Origin of the sequence: Lentihominibacter faecis, assembly GCF_014306095.1 — a bacterium.
GTDB lineage: Bacteria > Bacillota > Clostridia > Peptostreptococcales > Anaerovoracaceae > Lentihominibacter > Lentihominibacter faecis.
Genome location: NZ_JACRWC010000046.1, coordinates 1 through 19,664, shown reverse-complemented (window position 1 = coordinate 19,664; position 19,664 = coordinate 1). Strand labels below are relative to the sequence as shown.

The following is a 19,664-nucleotide window of genomic DNA, read 5'->3' as shown; positions in this document are numbered from 1 at the left end:
CAGTACGACCGCCACGGCCGTGGATGTGTTGTACAGCCCCGAGATCTCCCGATTGGTATAGCCCAGGATCTTGATGATGGAAATCGCCCGCGAGTTGCGTTCCAGCACCACCTTGGACAGCACGTAGAGCACCAGCGCGAAAGTCACGACAGCAAATCCGCCGAACATGTAGAACACCACGCCCATGGACTGTTCCAGCTGCGCCGTGGTATTTTGCAGATCCTTTTTTGTGAAGACGTTCTCAATATCGTCATCATCGATATCCTTGATCTTCGTATTGCTGAAATAACCGGTAAAGTAATCATCACCGTAATCAAACAGGTCGTTGCACCGATCGATATCCATGAAGATCGCCAGTCCCGCCGGATACTCCACCGTGCCGACGACTTTAAAAGTATAGGTCTTGTTGGCGTATTTATCATCAAGCTCCAGCTTCTCACCCTTCTGGATACCTGTCTTGTCTGCAAATGCCGAAGACACCAGGATCCGGTATTCATCCGGCTTTTTCAGATCCGCTTTTGCATTGTCAATATACGATGAACTTTCCTGAATGCCGTACACCGACATGTCCTCATCGATGGCGCCCTTGTATTTCAGCGTATTGATAGTGTACTTTTCGGCTCCGTCCGTGTCGGTCTGTACCGTATCCTTCAGCACATACTGATATTTACAGATCTGATGATCCAGCACCTCACCTTTATAATGCTCCAGCAAAGGTGTAAACATAAGACCGAACATGAGCAGCAGATTGGCAAATAAAATGCCAACTAACAATACAAGATAACTGCCCTTGTTCTGCAAAATCACCCGCAAACGAAATCTGTTAAGAAACCGAATATTCGGCAGGCGTACAGCCCGGCCCTTCTTTTCCTTTGCAGTCTGCCCTCTCAGGAATGCCAGCGGCGAAAGCTTGAGCTTTTTATAAAGTGCCAGGAAATTGATCAGGATCATGATGATTTCCGGCCCCAAGGTAGACAGCAGAAAAGCTTCCGGATTCCACAGTGTCTTGTAAGTCGGCAAAGAGTAGCTTCCATAGTAGAGCGTCGCCACGGTGTTTTTGAAGAAAGAATATCCCAGGATGTTGCCGATCACGCAGGCAATCAGCGTGATGATCACCGGCAAAGTCATATAATGGCGGATCAGCTCGGCTCTGGTATAGCCGGATGCCCGCAGCGTTCCAATGACCGTCGCCTCTTTTTCGATGGTATTCAGGGTCGTCACCGCGAAGACAAATGCCAGGATCGCCGTGATGATGTACATAAACCAAATGACCATCTGCTTATCGCCGCCCAGGTCGTTTCCAGAGAAATGGATGGCCTGATTATCTGCTTCCTGCAGGAAATCCTTCACTTCGTTGTCAGTGAAAAAAGCTTCTTTCACCAGCTTTGACAACAGGTCATCCGACTTGTCACGCCTGGTTTGCTCGCTCATGCCCTGCTTTTCCCACTTCCAGGCGTAATTATAATGGAGGCTGCGGGTCTGGGTACTCCCGTCATCCAGCTTCTTTAAATTCTCCGCCATAGCGTCGAATCCGCCTTTTGTCACAGCTGCTACGGTAAAGGTCTGCGCGTCGAACATGAGATCCGAGTTATCCTCAAAAAGAGCGCTGTAATCCGAAAATGCTACCAGTCCGCAGACCTTCCACGATGTTCCGTTGAGCTGGATAGAGTCTCCCACCTTTATATCGTTGTTTTCTGCAAAGAGCCTGTCGATGGTGATCTCGTCGTCTGCCTTGGCCATTCTTCCCGACAGCACGCTGATCTTATTGACCTTGCTGCGGTTTGCGTAGATCCGATAAGTGTTGTCGTCCGTCGCCTTTTCTTCTATGTACGGCTGCGAATACAGCTTGACGTGTTCGTCATCCTGCAAAGTTTTGATCAGGTCTTTGTTCGCCTTTTCCTTGAGGATGAAATGACCGTCTTCGATATTGTATTTTTTAAAGCTCTGATCGTAGGCAGTCTTCATGCTAGTGCCTGCCACTAAAAATCCGGAAATAAATCCGATAGAAAGGACCATGAACAGGAAGATCGCAATATATTTGCCGAGATCCTGCCGCAGTTCCCGCTTATATCGTTTGTGCAAAGGGTTCTTCATAGATCGTCTCACCTACCATTCCAGCTGCATTGCCGGGATCTTGTGGTCGTTGTAGACCTGACTCCGGATCTGTCCGTCACGCAGGGAAACCACCTGATCTGCCATATGCTTTATGGCATCATTGTGAGTCACGATGATGATGGTGTTCTGATATTTGCTGTTGACCTGTTCGATCAGTTCCAGGATCTCCTTGGAGGTTTTATAATCCAAAGCCCCTGTTGGCTCATCACAAAGAAGAACGTCAGGATTCTTGACGATGGCTCTGCCGATAGCCGTTCTCTGCTGCTGACCGCCGGAAATCTGATTGGGCAGCTTGTCTTTATGATCCCAAAGTCCCAGCACGTGAAGCAGTTCATCCACATCCAGCGGCGCATCACTGAGATACGCTCCCACCTCGATGTTTTCCTTCACTGTGAGGTTCGCGATAAGGTTGTATTGCTGGAATACGTATCCCAGATGTTTTCTGCGATACAGGGACAGCTTCTTTTCGTTCATGTCTTCGATCTTCTCTTTCGCTATGGCGACGCTGCCGCTGTCCGGGCCGTCGATGCCGCCGATGATATTGAGAAGAGTGGATTTGCCGCTCCCTGATGGTCCCAGGAGCACGCAGAGTTTTCCTTTTTCTACGGTCAGATCGATGCCGCGAAGGACTTCTACACGGGTATCTCCCTGGCCAAAGGATTTTTTCACTTGATTCACTTCCAGAAATGCCATGATTCTTCTTCCTTTCTTCGCTCGCATACTCGAAACACTTGCCGCAGATGTGGCAAGTGTTTCGAGCGTTTTCATTGGTCTGAGTTGGTGTTCACCTTTTTGTTGAGGTATAAGGTTTTAAAGGTTTTATTTGTCGTTTATGATTTCACTTTTACTCTTTTATGTCTATCGTTTCTCCGGTATGGCTTGCACCGAAGATTCTGTGTCGTTTGTTTTGTGTAACTTCGTTAGTTTTGACTAACGGTTCTGCCTATATAAACCCGGTACGGAAACCGCACCGGGTTATTTCCTATATAGGCGGAAATGAGGTAAGGTTTTGTTTCACATGAGTAAAATAATTTATCAAGGAGGTTAGTATCACCTAACTCCATGATTATAATACTACAGCCACTGACCAATGTCAACTGGTTTTTTTGAAGTTTTTTGTTTTAATTTTTAGGGTTAGGGACGGGGGGTCGGGATGATGAATCCATAGCTTGGCGTTGCCGGCACGGGGATGAAAATTTACCGAAATTGATAATGGTTGCCAGCCCCGGTCCCCTGTGTTACAATATTTCTTGCGTAGAGTAGGTATTGTGCGTGAAGTGTCATAAGATGGGATGTTGCTTATGAACGAAAGCTTTGCTGCGGTGCAATATCGCGTCCGCTACTACACTCAGGGATTTACTATACTCCTGTTCTTTTTGTGTAGTTCAATCTACGACAAATAAAGAAAGGAGTTTTTTAATGGAACAAAAGTCTAATACCAAGCGTCTCGTGGTTCTGGCGTTTCTTATCGCACTGGAGATCATACTCACCAGGTTCTGCTCGATCCAGACACCGATCGTGCGGATCGGATTCGGATTTCTGCCGGTTGCTATGATGGGGATTTTATACGGACCGCTCTGGGCCGGGATCGGATATGCTGCAGGCGATGTGCTGGGCATGCTGATCTTCCCGTCAGCAGCTTACTTCCCGGGATTTACACTGACGGCGTTTTTGACAGGAATGATATTCGGGTTTTTCCTCAAGGGAAAAGAGATCACCTGGAAAAGCGTGCTGCCTGCCAGCCTGCTCGTGATCCTGGGATGCAATCTGTGTCTGGATACGTTATGGCTTTCTATTTTGATGGGTGATGGATATCTGGCGCTGCTTCCTGCCCGCATCTTAAAATGCGTGTTGATGCTGCCCATCCATCTGATTTTGATCCCGTTCGTATGGAACCGCATCGTATCGAAGATACCGTTTGCCGGACAGATGACGGCGTAGAGAAAAAACAGCTCCGAAAGTTCCCGTTTAAGGTTCTCTTCGAAGCTGTTTTATTTTTTACTTATATTGTCTCCTGCTCCGGCAAAAGATTTTTCATGCTGTTCAACGTGATTCCCAGCGTGGAGATGTTGTGGAACATAGCCGATGTTGTCGGCGGGATGAGCCCAAACACGCCTGCACCAATGAGTCCAGAGTTGATGCCTACGATGGAGCGGTAGTTGGAGTCGATCCGCTTCATGAGACGGTTACTGAGCTTCTTGAGTGTCACCAGTTCATACAGGTTATCTGCGCCAATGGTGATGTCGGCAATTTCACGAGCCAGCTCTGCGCCATCACTGATAGCAATGCCAACATTCGCTGCCGAAAGAGCCGGAGAATCGTTGATCCCGTCTCCGACCATAATGGTTTTGGCTCCGTTTTCCCGTTCTCTCTGAATGAAGCTGGCCTTGTCTTCCGGAAGCACTTCGGAATAGTATTCGTCCACACCAACACGCTTAGCGATGACTGCTGCAGTTCGTTCGCTGTCGCCCGTCATCATTACCACCTTGGTGATACCGGCTTCTTTCAGTTGTCTGATGACGTCTGCTGCTTCTTCACGCAAAGGATCTTCGATGCAGATCACAGCTACCAGCTTGCCGTCGATAGCCATATAAAGGTGAGAGTATCCTTCCGGCAGGTTTTCAAACTCTGCCTTAGCGGAATCGTCTACGATGCATTTTTCATCTTCAAAGATGAAGTGATAACTTCCGATCACGACCTTCCTGTCATCGATTTCAGAAGAAATACCGTGAGCGACGATATAATTCACCTTCGAGTGCATTTCATCATGTTCAAGACCCTTCTTTCGTGCAGCATCCACAACGGCTTTTGCCATGGAGTGCGGGAAGTGTTCTTCCAGGCATGCTGCGATCCGCAGCATTTCATCGTCGGATTCATCACTGAAGTTGACGATGGATCTTACGACCGGCATGGCTTTCGTCAGCGTTCCCGTCTTATCGAATACGATGGTCGTTGCTTCAGCGACAGCTTCCATGTACTTGCCGCCTTTGACCATGATGTCGTGTTCCCCGGCTTCTCTGATCGCAGAAAGCACCGTCACCGGCATAGCCAGTTTCAATGCACAGGAGAAATCGACCATCAGAACGGCCAGCGCCTTGGTAGCATTTCTGGTAAGAAGCCATACCAGTGCAGTTCCCAGCAATGTATACGGAACCAGTCTGTCCGCCAGATGTTCCGCCCGGCTCTCGGACGCTGATTTCAGTTTATCCGTTTCTTCGATCATGGATACGATCTTCTCGTATTTCGTAGATCCTCTCGTCTCTTTGACGCGGATGACAAGTTCCCCTTCTTCTACAACTGTTCCAGCGTATGCGTAACTGTCTGTGTCTTTTTTTACAGCAAGCGGTTCGCCTGTCATAGCTGACTGGTTTACCATCGCTTCTCCGGCACAAACGATGCCGTCGAACGGGATGACGTTACCCATATGCACGACTACAAGATCTCCTGTCTCTACTTCATCAGAAGGCACCAGCTTTTCACCTTCATCCTTCCTCACCCATACTTTTTCGGTATTGAGAGACATGCTACGCGCGAGATCGCCGACAGACTTCTTATGCGTCCAATCTTCCAGCAGTTCACCAACACCTAACAGGAACATGATCGATCCGGCCGTATTGAAGTTGCCTCGCAGGATAGAAACGGTAATAGCTGTCGCATCCAGTACAGGCACTTCGATCTTCCGGGCAGCCAGACACTTTACACCCATCCAGACATATCTTATCGCTCTGCAAAGAGTGATAGCGTTTCGAAGCGGCATCGGTAAAAAAATCTTGTTAAATAATCTTCTAAGGATCCGACCCGCCAGTTTTTCCTGAAATTCTGCATTGAGCTGTCTGCCGGAATTCTGCAAAACTTCCATCGGCACGTTGATTCTGTCATAGTCAAATGCAGACAGTGCATCGATCAATTCTTCTCTGCTGCAGTGGAAACAGATCACAGCATCTCCGGTGCGCTCGTATACCTTGACTGAGCTGACGCCATCCATCTTCTGTATCGCATAGTGCAGTATGTCCGCCTGTTCGAAGGTCATGCGACTCTGCTTCATATGGATACGCAGGCGTCCCTTGATTTCATGCTTGATCTGAAACTTCATTATGCATCAGCCTCGGTTTCTTCTGCAGCATCTTCGATTTCAGCTGCTTCTTTAGCTTCCTGTCTTTCTTCGTTGATCTGTTCTGCTTCTGCTACGATGTCCCCAACGTTTTCCTGGACGGTGCTTACCGTCTTCATAACACAGTCTTTCGCACGCATACCTGCTGCTGTGCAGTTGGTATATACCTTTTTCGCGTCATCACTTCCCAGGATCTTCAATCCTGCTGTTCCAAACAATACTCCTCCTACGAATGTTCCTACTGTCTTTAAATCGATCTTAGCCATAATAGATTCTCCTTTCATTTTTTATATTTTGATTTGTATTTCATAATTCTTTAACAATCTTAGAATAACGCACGATATCCCTGGAAGTCAAGGCTAACATCTGTAAGTTTTTGCTAACTTTTATGAGTCACGACTAACTTTGCCCCTTAAATATGGTTTGTTTCTATGAACTAACAACAGCTTTAGCGTTAATCGTCCTACCATTTTGCTACACTCATCCCACCAAAGGTAAGTCGGCACTAACCCTCTGCTCAACGAAAGCCCGGCGATCTGCCGGGCTTGCTGTCTCTATTTTCCTGTCTGTTTCGCAGGCAGTGTCATCTGCCCATCTATACTGCTACTACTCTACGATCCTTCTTACCGTCTGGATCGGTCCGCAATTTTTCGCGTTGGTCACGCAGATCCCCTTCTTTGAGCTGGATGCGTGAACGATCTTGCCTCCGCCGATGTAGATTCCTACATGGTGAGAGTACAGGATCAAATCTCCTGCTTTTGCTTCACTGTAGGATACGCCCTTGCCGACTTTTGCCTGACCCCAGGTCGTTCTCGGCAGGGAGATACCGAATTTAGCGTATACGCTCTGTGTGAAGCCGGAGCAGTCAGCACCATTAGTCAGACTGGTACCACCACTTTTATATGGATTACCTACGAACTGCAGTCCGTAAGAAGCAACTGCAGCACCGCTGCCGCTTCCGATGACTGTGCCGCCCTTTGCAGAAGCGGACTTGTCATTTGCTGTCGTGGTTTTCTTTTCTTTCGTGCCCTTGTAAACAACAGAATTCACCGCTTCGCTTACAACAGCTGTATCAACAACTTCAGAAGTCACTACGGAACCGTTAACGCTTACTGTCTGATTGGTTACGATCTGGTTTCCGTTCTTACCTTCGCTCTTGACCTTCTGATCGCCTTCATACAGATCCTTGTTATCTTCATAAGTCGTACCTGCAGCTACATTCTGCAAAGAACCAGTTTCAGAACTGATGGTCACACAGAAAAGCGGATCATCTGAGCTGTTCTGTGTCAGAACATAATCCACAGCTTCATCTGCCGTCATAACGGTCTCCGGCTCTCCGCCTCTCTTAAGATCAGCTTCCTCGCTGGACAGCTTCTTGTCAACTGTGATGGAGTTGATCTGTGCTCCTTCCGGCGAATACTTATCCATAACGGTTTCGATTACCTTCTCCGCCGTTTTGGAATCTTTTACCAGAAACAGTTCCTCGCCACCCGCCTTTACGGCATACGGATTTTCAACCTTGGTTCCGTCTGCGTATACAGCATATGGTTTCGTCAATGTCATAACAACGACCAGAGCTGCGATCAGTATCACAGCGATGGAAGCTGTAAGCAATACCTTCTTTTTGTTGTTTTTCAGACTGGAAATCATAATATTCTCTCTTATTTGTTATAAATTACCCACGAACTGTAACGTATAATACCTACCTATTATACCCGAAATCCCCGGGTAAGAAAACACCGGGGATTTTATCTTCACATAATCTTCAAGTTCTGTTCTTTTGACTTTTTATTCTCCTATCTTAGCCCATAGTGGTCTGCAAGCCTGCGGAACCCATCCATAGAGTTTACGATAGTATCATAGGATGTGCAGTATGCCAGACGAACATATCCCGGGCATGCGAAGGCACTGCCCGGCACCATCAGGATATTATGCTTCTTTGCTTCTGCACAGAATTCATTTTCATCCGCCACAGGGGATTTCAGGAACATGTAGAAGGCTCCTTCTGGTTTTACGCAGTCGAAACCACAATCCTTCAGGCCTTCATACAGCGCCGTTCTGTTCTTGTCATAGTAATCCAGATCCACCTTGACATCAACACACCGTGCGATCATCTTCTGCTGAAGCGATGGTGCGTTGACGCAGCCGATGATGCGGTTTGCATTGGATGCTGTATCGAACACCAGCTGACTTTCTTCCAGTTCGGACGGGATCACCAGATATCCGATCCTCTCTCCCGGAAGGGAAAGTGATTTGCTGTAGGAATAAGCAACGATAGTGTTATCATAGTATTTCGTTACATAAGGAACCTCCACATCTCCGTATGCCAGTTCCCGGTAAGGTTCGTCCGAAATAAGAAATATAGTTCGTCCCAGTTCCTTTTGTTTGCGCTCCAATATGTCTGCGATCTGTCTGATCGTCTCTTCACTGTAGATCACACCGGTCGGATTGTTGGGCGTATTGATGAGAACAACGCGGGTCTTATCACCGATAAGCTTCTCAAAGGCTTCCAGATCCGGATAAAAAGTCTCCTGATCCGTCGGTGCCTGCACCACTTTACCGTCATAGTTGTTCACATACCAGTTATATTCCAGGAAATATGGTGCGAAAACGATCACTTCTTCGCCTGGATTCAGGATAGTCTTCAGTGCTACATTCAGACCGCTGGCTGCTCCTACAGTCATGAGAATATTACCGTGATCAAAGGCCGTGCCGAATCTGCGATTAAGCGACTGTGCGATGGCTTCACGCACGTCTTCGAATCCTGCATTGCTCATGTATCCGTGAAGTGCCGTCGGGTCTTCTTCGTTAAGTATATCAATGATGGACTGCTTGACTTCTGCCGGTACCGGCGCATCCGGATTGCCCAGGCTGAAGTCATATACATTTTCCGGGCCATATTCTGCCCGCATTTTATCGCCTTCTTCGAACATTGTTCTGATGGCTGAGTTGTTTCCCATCAAAGGCTTCATTTTATCTGCAATCATGTCGTTTCGTCCTTTCTGTCAAACTCCTCTCTGCCTATTTCTTTTCGATCTTATCAACACCCATGAATCCGCGCAGTGCTTCCGGAATAACAACGGAGCCGTCTGCCTGCTGATAATTTTCCAGAATAGCAGCTACTGTTCTTCCCACTGCCAGTCCGGAACCATTGAGGGTATGCACGAATTCCGGTTTGCCCTTTTCAGCCGGACGGAACCGGATATTTCCTCTTCTTGCCTGGAAGTTTTCAAAGTTACTGCAGGAAGAGATCTCTACGTATCTGCCGTAACTTGGCATCCACACTTCAATGTCGTAGGTCATTGCGGAGGAAAATCCCAGATCTCCGGTGGACAGGCGTACTACTCTATACGGGATCTCCAGCTTCTGTAAAACATCTTCCGCTGCTGCGGTCAGGGATTCCAGCTCGTCATATGAAGTTTCCGGTTTGACGAATTTAACCATTTCCACCTTGTTGAACTGGTGCTGACGTATCAGACCTCTCGTGTCACGACCGGCAGAACCGGCTTCTTTACGGAAACAAGGTGTATATGCAGTATAATAGATCGGCAGCCCTGCTTCATCGATGATTTCATTCATACGAAGATTGGTTACCGGAACTTCTGCTGTCGGGATCAGGAAGAAATCCTTTGCAGGAACATGGAACATATCATCCTCGAATTTCGGCAGCTGACCTGTTCCGATCATCGCGTCGCGATTTACCATGAACGGCGGCAGGATTTCTGTAAATCCGTGCTCTTCGGTATGCAGATTCAGCATGAAGTTGATCACTGCACGTTCCAGACGGGCACCCAGGCCTTTATAAACAGTGAATCGCGTCCCTGCTATCTTCGTAGCGCGTTCAAAATCCAGGATGTCCAGATCTGTTCCGATATCCCAGTGAGCTTTCTCTTCAAAATCAAATGTTCTCGGTTCGCCCCACTTGCGAAGTTCTACGTTGTCGCTGTCATCTGCGCCTTCCTGCACGTCTTTATATGGTGTGTTTGGAATATTGAGCAGTGCATCGCGCAGCTTTGCTTCCACTTCGCTCACCTGACCATCCAGCACCTTGATCTTTTCAGAAAGCTGCTTCATTTCTGCCATCAGTTCTGTCGTGTCTTTGCCTTCTTTTTTTAACACAGGGATCTGTCTGGAAGAAGTGCTCTGCTGATTCTTCATCTGCTCTACTTCAGCCAGCAGCTTCCTTCTTTCTACATCGTATTCGCGTACTTTATCGATTCCAAAATCGCCTTTGCCTCTGGATTCTACTGCTTTTTTTACGCCATCAAAATCCTCTCTGATTCTTTTGATATCCAACATGTCATCTTCCCTCCGTGAACGTTAAAATAAATTTTTTCTGTAAATGATGTAAAGTCTCATCAGTTCTTCTACCTGTTTCTGCATTTCCATCTGCAGCTGTGAGGCAGTACTGTAGTCTTCTGCATCCAGCGCTCTTATTACACGCGTCAGCAGACACGGTACGTCCAGCAGGTCACGTCCCAGATGGTTGCGCAGCCCCTGGATCTTATCCCAGTAATATCTATCATAATCGACGCAGTCGTCATCATCATGCAGCTTGGTGCAGTGACGAACCACATCCATGACATCCGGTACGATACGGTTGTGAAGTTCCGTCTTCCACTGATCCAGTGTCGCCTGACGATAGGATTCCAGTGCCAGTTCCGTCATCACATCATCTCTCTTGAAAATTTCCAGTTTTTCCGGATACTCATCAAACGCCGAGATATTTTCCCATACGGTCCGCGGAGCCTTTCCAAAGAACTTATCGCGTTCTTCTTCTGTATATTCATCGAACACATCCAGTTCGCTGCGGTATATCCGGTCTTTATCAAGATAAAAGTCTTCCTGTCCGTATTCCTTGGAAATAGATCTTTCCAGTTCATCGGAAGCCTTGCCGTTTTCCAGTGCTGCTTTGATACCATCCAGCATCGCCATATAGGATGCTGCGATCACCAGGTATGTATTGCTCTTAGGGTTTGGTGATCTCAGTTCGAAACGAGTTGCCATTTTATTGCCGATCTCTCTGACCAGACCTACCAGAACGGTTCTGTTTCTCGACGGCATCTGGGCACTGTGTCCCAGGGAAGTCACAGTACATACAGGCGCTTCATAGCCTGGCTTCAGCCGGTTCAGAGAGTCGATGCTGGAGCTTACGAACGGGTTGATCACATCGTAGTTTTTAAGCATACCCATCAGGGCGCCGAATCCGATCGGACTCATGAACTGGTTTTCCGTATCCGACGGTGCGAACAGGTTGATCATCTTGCCATTCTTCAGTCTTGCAGATACTCCCATATGTGTATGCTCGCCGTTTCCTGCCACGCCTTCCATCGGCTTCGCCATGAAGGTCACTTCCAGTCCGTACATACGAAAAATATCTCTTACGACGTATTTGATCTGGTTTTCGTTATCAGCAGCCTGTACGGCAGAAGAATACTTCCAGTCGATTTCCAGCTGTTCCATAACATGATCATATACACCGGAGTTGCCCAGTTTTGCTTTTACGCCACCAACTTCTTTATGACCCATCTCCATTTCAAAGCCGTATTTCTGCAGGATCAGCATGGTTTCTTCCAATGCAGTACGGACCGGTCCGGTCGTCCTTTTCCAATACTGTTCCTTCAGCATCTGAGCCGTGGACAGCTGTTCTCTGTCGGCATCGTCATCCGGGGTCTTTACCCAGAATTCCAGTTCTGTAGCTGCCGTGATGATGATCTTATCGATATCATCTACACTGTCCGCATCGATGTACTCAAACACGTACGGGTTGTTTTTGAGAAGTTCCATCAGATCATCTTTAAAATTCCGGATAGCATCTCGCAGGATCACTCTGGATCCAACGCGTTCCGAATCATTATGCACGAGCGAAGACGGGATCCTCAATGTTCCTACCGGAAGACCTGTATCAGGATCCGGGTAGTTGAAGTTGTGATCCACAAACCAGTTGACCGTCTTATCCGGTATGATGTCCACCTTCGCATTATTCAGCTTGGCGATCTTAGGCAGCACTACGCTGGATCCGTCCGTCTGCACTCCATGAGTAAGGAATTTATCCATATCCTTCAAAAATTCCTCTACCGGGATCTTTTCGTCGGTATCATGCCCGCCAACGTCGATCCCTACCAGGGAAACGAACTTGATTTCCGGGTGCTTCCCCAGAATTTCCCGAATTTCTTCCGTGCTGTGCTTATCAGCCGGTATCGTATAAAGCATTTTGTCCAAATCGTATGATATCATAGCATCACTCTCTTTCTTTATAACGATTCAGAACATTCTCTACAGTCTGGAAAACTGCTATGAGAATGTCCTGAATATCTTTCTTATTCACTTAACATATTTAAGTATTTATCCAGTTCCTTAAGGTATTCTCCATATTTTGCCCAGTCACCATCCTGCTGTGCCTTCTGTGCATTGTCGAAAGCTTCCTGCGCTCTGGTGATGATCTCCGTCTGACTCAGAGAAGCGTCACTGCCGCCTGCTGAGGTATCCGTATCACCGGAAGCTTCTTCACTTCCCGGACTCTCATGAGCGCTGCCTTCTCCAAACAGGGAATTGAGCGCTTCCGCCAGCGTGGATTCATATGCGATCTGATCACCATATGCGACGATCACCCGCTTTACTTCCGGGATGCTGGAATTGGTTGCTTCCAGATAAACCGGTTCAATGTAAAGCAGAGAATCTTCAATCGGCACTACGAACATATTGCCACGGCTGTAGCTGGAACCTGAAGAGTTCCATAAGGAGAATTCCTTTGAAATCTCCGTGTTCTGGTCGATCTGTGCTTCTACCTGCATCGGTCCGTAAACGATCTTGCTCTTCGGCATCTGGTAAAGCACCAGCTTGCCGTAATTGTCGCCATCGTTACGTGCTACAAGAAGTCCGGTCAGGTTTTTCTTGTCCTTCGGTGTGAATGGTATGGAGTTGACAAATTCTGCACCATTTTCGCCCGGAAGCTTCATGATGTAGTAGTTCGGCGTCATAGCCTGTTCCTTGGTACCATAAATCTCACTTGAGATCTGCCACAGGTCTTCGTTCTGATAGAACACCTTCACATCGTTCATATGATATCTCTGGTACACGCTTGCCTGGATATCAAGCAGCATGTTCGGATAACGGATGTGCGCTTTGATTTCCTGCGGCATTTTGTCCAGGTCTTTGAACAGATCCGGGTAGATCTTCTTAAAAGTCTGTGCGATCGGATCCGTATCGTCTACGATGTAATAATCCGTATTTCCGTTATATGCATCGATCACGACCTTGATGGAATTTCGGATATAGTTTGTTCTGGTTTCATCGTTGTACGGTTCCGAATACGGATAATTGGCCGTATGGGTGTACGCATCGATGATCCAGTACAGTTTGCCGTTCTCCGTAACCATATACGGGTCTTTATCATAGCTGAGATACGGCATTATTTCCTTCACTCTTTCGGAAATTTTCCGATTGATGAGGATCTTGGAATCGCTCTTGATGTTGCCTGAAACCAGAGTTTTTAAGCTGTGCTCCCGAATTGCAAACATGAGACGATTGATCGGGTTCAGCTTGATCCCTGCATCGCCTTCATATCTGGCATACTTATTGCTGTTTCCATCAGGATAGTCAAATTCATCTTCCGACGTATTCACCAGCGCATAGTTAGAGGTCAGTTCACCGAAATAGATCTCCGGCCGCTTGATATTGATCTCATCTACACGAGACACCGGCGGGATGCTGTCGATGAGCATATCCGGCTGCCCGCTGGAAGTGATCTTGTCTACTCTGGAAAGAGTCACTCCATATCCATGGGTGTATTTCAAATGCTTGTTCAGCCAGGTGTCACTGATCTTCTCTTCATCGATTTCTCTAGCTGACAGGAACGTCTGTGTATAGTCCCCGTTGATCATATATCTGTCCACATCCACATCGTTGAACGTATAGTACTGACGAATACTCTGCGTCTGATTGTAGAAAGTCTTCGCCGGAGCATAGTCATTGATACGGATATTAGAGATGGTATCTGAATTATTGGCAATGTCCTGGCTGGTCAGGTTCTGATTCGCTTCAAAGCCCTTCATGTCTACTTCGTTCAAGCCATACGCTGACTGAGTATATTCAATATTGCGCTCCAGATACTTGCTTTCTTTATTGATTTCATCCGGTGTTACTACCAGGTTCTGCACCACCAGTGCGCCGCCCACACCAACAGCTCCTACAATAAGCATAGCGATCGGAGCGATAGCAGCCGGTTTGAATTTTTTCTTCGTAATACCAACAGCGAATCCGATCGCCGCCAGAACGGACAATCCCATGATGATCCTGTAAACCCAGAGAGTCACCATTACATCGGTAAAGCCCGCACCGTACACGGCACCTGTACTTCCAAACAGGAGATCATACTGTTTCAGGAAGAAATTCACGCCTACCATCAGGAAGAACAGCACCCCTACGATGATAAGCTGTTTTTCCGCAATGGAAATAAGCAGTTTTAAATTGCTGTGATCAAACTGCTTTTTCGGCTTTGCAGTCTTCTGGAACGGACTTTTGCCGCCGTTTTGGAAAGACTTTGCAAACTTGCCGAACATATCATTGATATTGTCAAAACCACCGAACTGCCCTCCTGCAGTCCCGCCGCCATAACCGGAACTCTGCGCGTTTTCTTCAGACGCACCGCTATCTTCCTTTGCATCATCCGATACCCGTTCGAAGATCTGTGGAGTCCTTACCGACAGAAGCACCGAATAATAAATGACCGTCAGCAGTGCAAATGCGATCAGTAAAACGATCAGCAGCTGGTTAGCTTCTTCAATAAAGTCAAGCTTGAATACATAAAACGAAATGTCTATGTTATACAGTGGATCTTTTTTGTCGAATCCCGTGCTGTTGACAAACTGCAGCAGCAGGAACCAGAGTTTCTTCACAGCGAAGAAAGTAGTGATGGCCCCGTAGATCCCCGCCAGACTCCACGATATGATGTTCAGTCTGCGATGATCTGTCACCTCGTCGGAAACAACCTTCTTAAAGTATCCCCGTTTCAGGAATTTCAAATACACGTAAGCCAGGAATGTCACGACGATAAATGTCGGTATCCCTATTTTTAACTGCGTCAGCAGTTTTGTAAGAAATACGGAAACGTAGTCAAGTTCCTTAAACCACAGGAAATCCGTGATAAATCCAATCAGGCAAAGGAACAGAAACACCAATACTGCGATAACGATCAGTACTTTAAGGCCCGCATGCCTTTTCTTCTTCTCTCCCGAACTGTTCAAACAGATACCCTCCTTTTGCTATCCTCTACACATCGTAGGCAGCAGACATTTTCATGGTAAACTTCTTCTGCGGGTACATGGCATATACGCGTTCTGTGGAGGTGCCTCCCACGGTCTCCCTCACCCACACGTAGTATTTGCTGCCCGCCTGTCTGATCTCACCGATCTCCAGCTTGGAGAATTCTCCTGCCGGCTGCTGATTCTTCAGCGCAGCCGTGTCCTGATACAGGTTGGTGCTGTCATCAATAAGACTCAGTACTTTCTCATCACCCTTCGCCATCAGATTATATCTCTGAGACTCAAATGCAATGATCTCGCCTACGACCTGTTCGTCATAATAAACAGGATAGTTATCCTTATCTCTACCCCATTCGACCTGGGTCATAGGCTGTGATAGGACCAGGTCCGACACCTTGCCGTCCCTTTCCTGGTCATAGCTTAAATCAGAGCTGTACGTGATACTTTTGATCACATTGCCCTTGTTTTTCCCTTTCTGCGCGTTGATCAGATCGGTCTTGTCCTCCATGGGCTCCGTTCTTACCTGTGCTGCGATCACGCTGTATTCCGTATCTTCGCCGGTGATCAGCTGGATCACCTTATTGAGCTGCGAATCGATGAATTCAGCCGCCTTGCTCTGCGGTGCCAGGAACTTGATGCCCATACCGGCCACTTCTACTGCCAGTATCACGATCAGGAGCACCAGAATGATTTTCAGTACGATCCTGCCCTTGCCGCCGGATTTTTCTTCTTCGAATCCATCTGCTGCTTCTGCAAAGTCCGCTCCGCCCTTCTTACGTCTGGCTTTTTCCTGTTTCGCGCGCTGCTTTTCCATACGTTTGCGCTCTTTCTCGCGCTGCTTTAACTCTTTCTTGGAAAGATTTGCATCGTCTTCGTAATAGTCATCCTGATAATCGTCTGCATATCCATCAAAGTAATCATTTGCCGGCTGCACGTTTTCATAAGCTCCCTGCTGCGCATGCTGCTGATTGATATAATTCTGCGCTTCCGCTTCGCCGTAATGATCAAAATCGTTTTCTGTGAAAGCATCTGTCTGTGGAGCTTTGTCCATCACAACAGTATCCGGCTGTACTACCATAGTATCCTGCAGACCGTCTGCCGCCTGATCGAATGCCTGAGGATCAAAGCGCTGAGTATGGCCCAGATCTTCCGCTGCCGGCTCTTCCGGCATGCCATATCCACGAGTATCGTAAAGCGGATCCGTCTGTGCCTGCGGGATCTCTTCGATATCCGCCAGATCACCAAAGTCTGTCAGTTCCTGGATTTCTTCTGTTTCTTCATTGAAATTCAGTTCCTGCGGCTGAGACAGATCTTCAAAGTTTTCTTCTCTAAAGTCGATCGGCTGCGCCTGAGGCATAGCTTCTGCATCGAACATGGAGCCTTCCGGCACGTTAGAAACGTCTCCTGCCGCGTCCAAACTGTCAAAGAATGCATCATCCTGGTTCTGCAGTGGTGCATCGTAAACCGGAGCTTCGTAAACCGGTTCCGATTCCGGCACAGATTCCTGCTCATAGACTGGTGCAGCAGCGGCATGCAGATCTTCCTTGCTCATCACAACTGTGTCATCGTTTAGTCCTGCGATGATCGCAGCCTTGTCTACAGTCCGCGTTCTGCTCATATCGTTTGAGAGCATCGTGTCTCTTCCCGTTACCGGGCGTTCTTCTATATGTAATGCTTCTGATGTATGCAATGCTTCTGACCGGGCCATTTCATTGATCTGATTTCTCGTGGCACGATGTGCATCCTCCACATCCTTGCGAACCAGATTCTGTGCTGCCTGGCGTTCTGCTGCAGCATCTGCTCTCAGACCTGCAACTGCCGCCTTGATCTTGGCTGCTTCTTCCTCTCTCATGCGGGCAGTCTGTTCTAAGACCTTGCGCACTTCTTCCTTGGCCACTGCCTCGTTAGCCTGTTCCTCCAGGCGTCTTCTTTCTTCTTCCAGTTTCCGCTGTGCTTCCACATCGGCCAGCCTTCTCCGCTCCTGCTCTGCCTTGTACTGTGCCTCTGCTTCCGCCGCCAGTCTTGCTTCCTGCTGAGCTCTGATCTTAGCCGCTTCCTGTGCCGCCTTCAGATCTGCCTCAGCCCGCAGTCTAGCTTCTTCTTCCGCCTTTACTCTGGCTTCCGTTTCTGCTCTTCTGCGTTCTTCTTCCGCCTTTATTCTGGCTTCTTCTTCGGCTTTTCTGCGAGCTTCTTCCTCTGCTCTGCGCTTTGCCTCTTCTTCCGCTTTTCTACGAGCCTCTTCTGCCAGTCTCGCTTCCTCTGCCGCCTTCATTTTAGCGATCTCTTCCAGTCTGCGAGCCTCTGCTTCCGCCTTAAGGCGTTCTTCCTCTTCCTTGAGACGTTTTACCTCGGCTTCATGGCGTGCTTCTTCGATAGCGGCCAGGCGCGCTTCTTCTTCCAGACGCTTCGCCTCTTTTTCTGCCTCCTGCGCTTCGATCCTTTCCAGCACATCGGATTCAAATGCCTTCGGCTGATATGGCTTCACGATACCTTCCGATTCCAGGAATTCTTCCATAGTGGAATTTTCCGGTCTTCTGCTGGATTCAAAACGCTGCGATGCGCGCTCTTCTGCCTGAGATATTTCCTGTTCTATGGCATTTCCACCTTTTACTTTGTTGTATTCCTTATTCAGCAGCTGCTGAAATTCTTCATTTTTCTTATTGAAGGTATAGAACTTATCGATCCGTTCTGCTGCACTCATTGATTCTGGAGCTTTTTTCGGTTCTTTTTCTCCGAATATAGCACTGTCCAGATCTTTGCCGCTCAGAACATGATCCTCCGTATTATTCTGCGGAACACTTTGTGCTTTGTTTGCTTCCGGTATTTCTCTGTGCACTGGAGCTTTCGACGCCGTTTCGGATCGAACCACTGCCGGTTCTTCTGCTTTCGGCTGTGGCGCTGCGACCGGCTCCGTATTCCAGTTAAAATCGATTTCTTCTGTTTTTCCCACTGCGTTCTGGTCCGGATACTCCGACACATTCCACTTGATTTCATCAAATACCGGACGTTCCCTAGGTGCATCTACCGGTTCTGCTTTTGGCTGCGGTGCTTTCGCCGGTTCCGCCTTCTCTGTCGTATGCTGCACAGGAGCTGTCTGCACTGGTGCTGGCACATCGTCTACCGGCGTACCGCACTGCATGCAAAACTTTGCATCTGCTGCGAGTTCTTTTCCGCAATTTTTACAATACATAAGTTCCTCCTTCTGGATCTTTTCGATCAGCGATCTATTCTTTGATCAGCGCTTCCAATTCTTCCGCTGTATATTTTTTCCCACTCCTGCCAGTGTCCCTGCCAAAATTCTTTGGCGGATCTGCAGGTACTGTCTCCTCTGTGTTCACGTCCAAAGTACCCAGCCCTGTAAAAAGATCCAGGTCAGGTAGTTCTATTTCCATCGATGCGATATCGTCTGCCGATGTGATATCGTCTGCTGTCATTTCTGCTGCAGCATTCCCGTCTGGAAGATCGATATCAAAATCCATGGCATCGTCCCAGTCTCCAGGCTCTGCCACATCCTCTGCAGCAGTCTCCTGCTGCCTCTCCTGAAGGGAAAACTCCGGCTCAGGCATGATCTGTGGCGGCGTCTCCGACACATCCGGCATTATCGACATTTCTGCTGTCTGTTGCAAAGGTTCCGGCTGTGGCCACTCCTCCGGCTGCTGCGCTTCTGTCTGCGAAGTTTCTTCCATCTCCTGTTCACTGCGAACCCAGCTGAACGGATCTCTGCTCCTGCTTCTGCTTCTGCTTCTGCGAGATCTTCCTGCGACAGCAGGGTCTGCATCCCGCAGCACCGGTCTGCAAACTTCCTCGTGCAAATCATCCTGCAAAGGAGTCTGCTCCTCCGGCTGTGTCTCGACAGTCAGCCTGTCCTCAAGCCGCTGCAGGTTGTCTTTGATCTCCCGGATGCTGTCAGTACGCATCTCCGCTTCACGCTTCCAGACCATAAAAGTGACGACACATACGGTAACAAAAAAAACCAAAGCAACAACAACTATGATAATAATTGTTGTCATATAACAATCTCCTGTATCCTATTCGATTTTATAGTCTCAAATATTATACTATAATTGCATTGTAATTTCAAACGTATCTGTAAAAAAGTGAGAAAATATAAGGGTTTTGGGTTTTTTCTGCAAAAATAAAACCGGAAGATCTTTTCTGATTTGGACAGGATCCTC

Annotated in this window: 12 protein-coding genes and 1 riboswitch; of the genes, 1 reads left to right on the top strand and 11 read right to left on the bottom strand. The window is 47.8% G+C overall.

Annotation, left to right across the window (positions count from 1 at the left end; all coding sequences use genetic code 11):
- Together H8876_RS03305 and H8876_RS03300 are read right to left on the bottom strand one after the other, a co-directional pair.
- Nucleotides 1–2,094: ABC transporter permease (locus H8876_RS03305; RefSeq protein ID WP_249286515.1), on the bottom strand; the 2,094-nt coding region annotated here is incomplete at its 3' end.
- A 12-nt stretch (nucleotides 2,095–2,106) separates the two neighbouring features.
- Nucleotides 2,107–2,808 carry an ABC transporter ATP-binding protein gene (locus tag H8876_RS03300; protein ID WP_177264395.1) on the bottom strand — a complete coding sequence of 234 codons (702 nt, stop codon included), beginning with the start codon at nucleotides 2,806–2,808 and terminating at the stop codon, nucleotides 2,107–2,109.
- 560 nt (nucleotides 2,809–3,368) lie between these two features.
- Nucleotides 3,369–3,459, top strand: a riboswitch (THF riboswitch).
- Between the two features lie 75 nt (nucleotides 3,460–3,534).
- Here H8876_RS03300 and H8876_RS03295 point away from each other — a divergent pair.
- Nucleotides 3,535–4,056: a folate family ECF transporter S component gene (locus tag H8876_RS03295; RefSeq protein ID WP_249286514.1), complete on the top strand. Its 522-nt coding sequence runs from the start codon at nucleotides 3,535–3,537 to the stop codon at nucleotides 4,054–4,056.
- A gap of 61 nt (nucleotides 4,057–4,117) precedes the next feature.
- On the opposite strand, the gene H8876_RS03290 is transcribed toward H8876_RS03295, so the two are convergent.
- From H8876_RS03290 to H8876_RS03250, 9 genes are all read right to left on the bottom strand, one after another.
- The gene (locus H8876_RS03290; protein WP_249286513.1) at nucleotides 4,118–6,208 is read right to left on the bottom strand and encodes a heavy metal translocating P-type ATPase; all 2,091 of its coding nucleotides are present in this window, start codon (nucleotides 6,206–6,208) and stop codon (nucleotides 4,118–4,120) included.
- The gene (locus H8876_RS03285; RefSeq protein WP_177265014.1) at nucleotides 6,208–6,492 is read right to left on the bottom strand and encodes a DUF6110 family protein; all 285 of its coding nucleotides are present in this window, start codon (nucleotides 6,490–6,492) and stop codon (nucleotides 6,208–6,210) included. The genes H8876_RS03290 and H8876_RS03285 overlap by 1 nt, the downstream gene beginning before the upstream one ends.
- Before the next feature lie 340 nt (nucleotides 6,493–6,832).
- Nucleotides 6,833–7,876, bottom strand: a complete 1,044-nt coding sequence (locus H8876_RS03280) for a C40 family peptidase (protein ID WP_249286512.1) — start codon at nucleotides 7,874–7,876, stop codon at nucleotides 6,833–6,835.
- A 146-nt stretch (nucleotides 7,877–8,022) separates the two neighbouring features.
- Nucleotides 8,023–9,213 (bottom strand): pyridoxal phosphate-dependent aminotransferase, encoded by a 1,191-nt coding sequence (locus H8876_RS03275; protein ID WP_249286511.1) that lies wholly within the window; start codon nucleotides 9,211–9,213, stop codon nucleotides 8,023–8,025.
- Nucleotides 9,214–9,247: 34 nt separating this feature from the next.
- Nucleotides 9,248–10,525 carry a serine--tRNA ligase gene (serS, locus tag H8876_RS03270; protein WP_249286510.1) on the bottom strand — a complete coding sequence of 426 codons (1,278 nt, stop codon included), beginning with the start codon at nucleotides 10,523–10,525 and terminating at the stop codon, nucleotides 9,248–9,250.
- 21 nt (nucleotides 10,526–10,546) lie between these two features.
- Nucleotides 10,547–12,463: a type I glutamate--ammonia ligase gene (locus H8876_RS03265; protein WP_249286509.1), complete on the bottom strand. Its 1,917-nt coding sequence runs from the start codon at nucleotides 12,461–12,463 to the stop codon at nucleotides 10,547–10,549.
- An 83-nt stretch (nucleotides 12,464–12,546) separates the two neighbouring features.
- Nucleotides 12,547–15,471, bottom strand: a complete 2,925-nt coding sequence (locus H8876_RS03260; RefSeq protein ID WP_249286508.1) for a UPF0182 family membrane protein — start codon at nucleotides 15,469–15,471, stop codon at nucleotides 12,547–12,549.
- 25 nt (nucleotides 15,472–15,496) lie between these two features.
- Nucleotides 15,497–18,679: a zinc ribbon domain-containing protein gene (locus H8876_RS03255; RefSeq protein WP_249286507.1), complete on the bottom strand. Its 3,183-nt coding sequence runs from the start codon at nucleotides 18,677–18,679 to the stop codon at nucleotides 15,497–15,499.
- Between the two features lie 34 nt (nucleotides 18,680–18,713).
- The gene (locus H8876_RS03250; protein WP_249286506.1) at nucleotides 18,714–19,499 is read right to left on the bottom strand and encodes a hypothetical protein; all 786 of its coding nucleotides are present in this window, start codon (nucleotides 19,497–19,499) and stop codon (nucleotides 18,714–18,716) included.
- Between the last annotated feature and the right edge of the window lie 165 nt (nucleotides 19,500–19,664).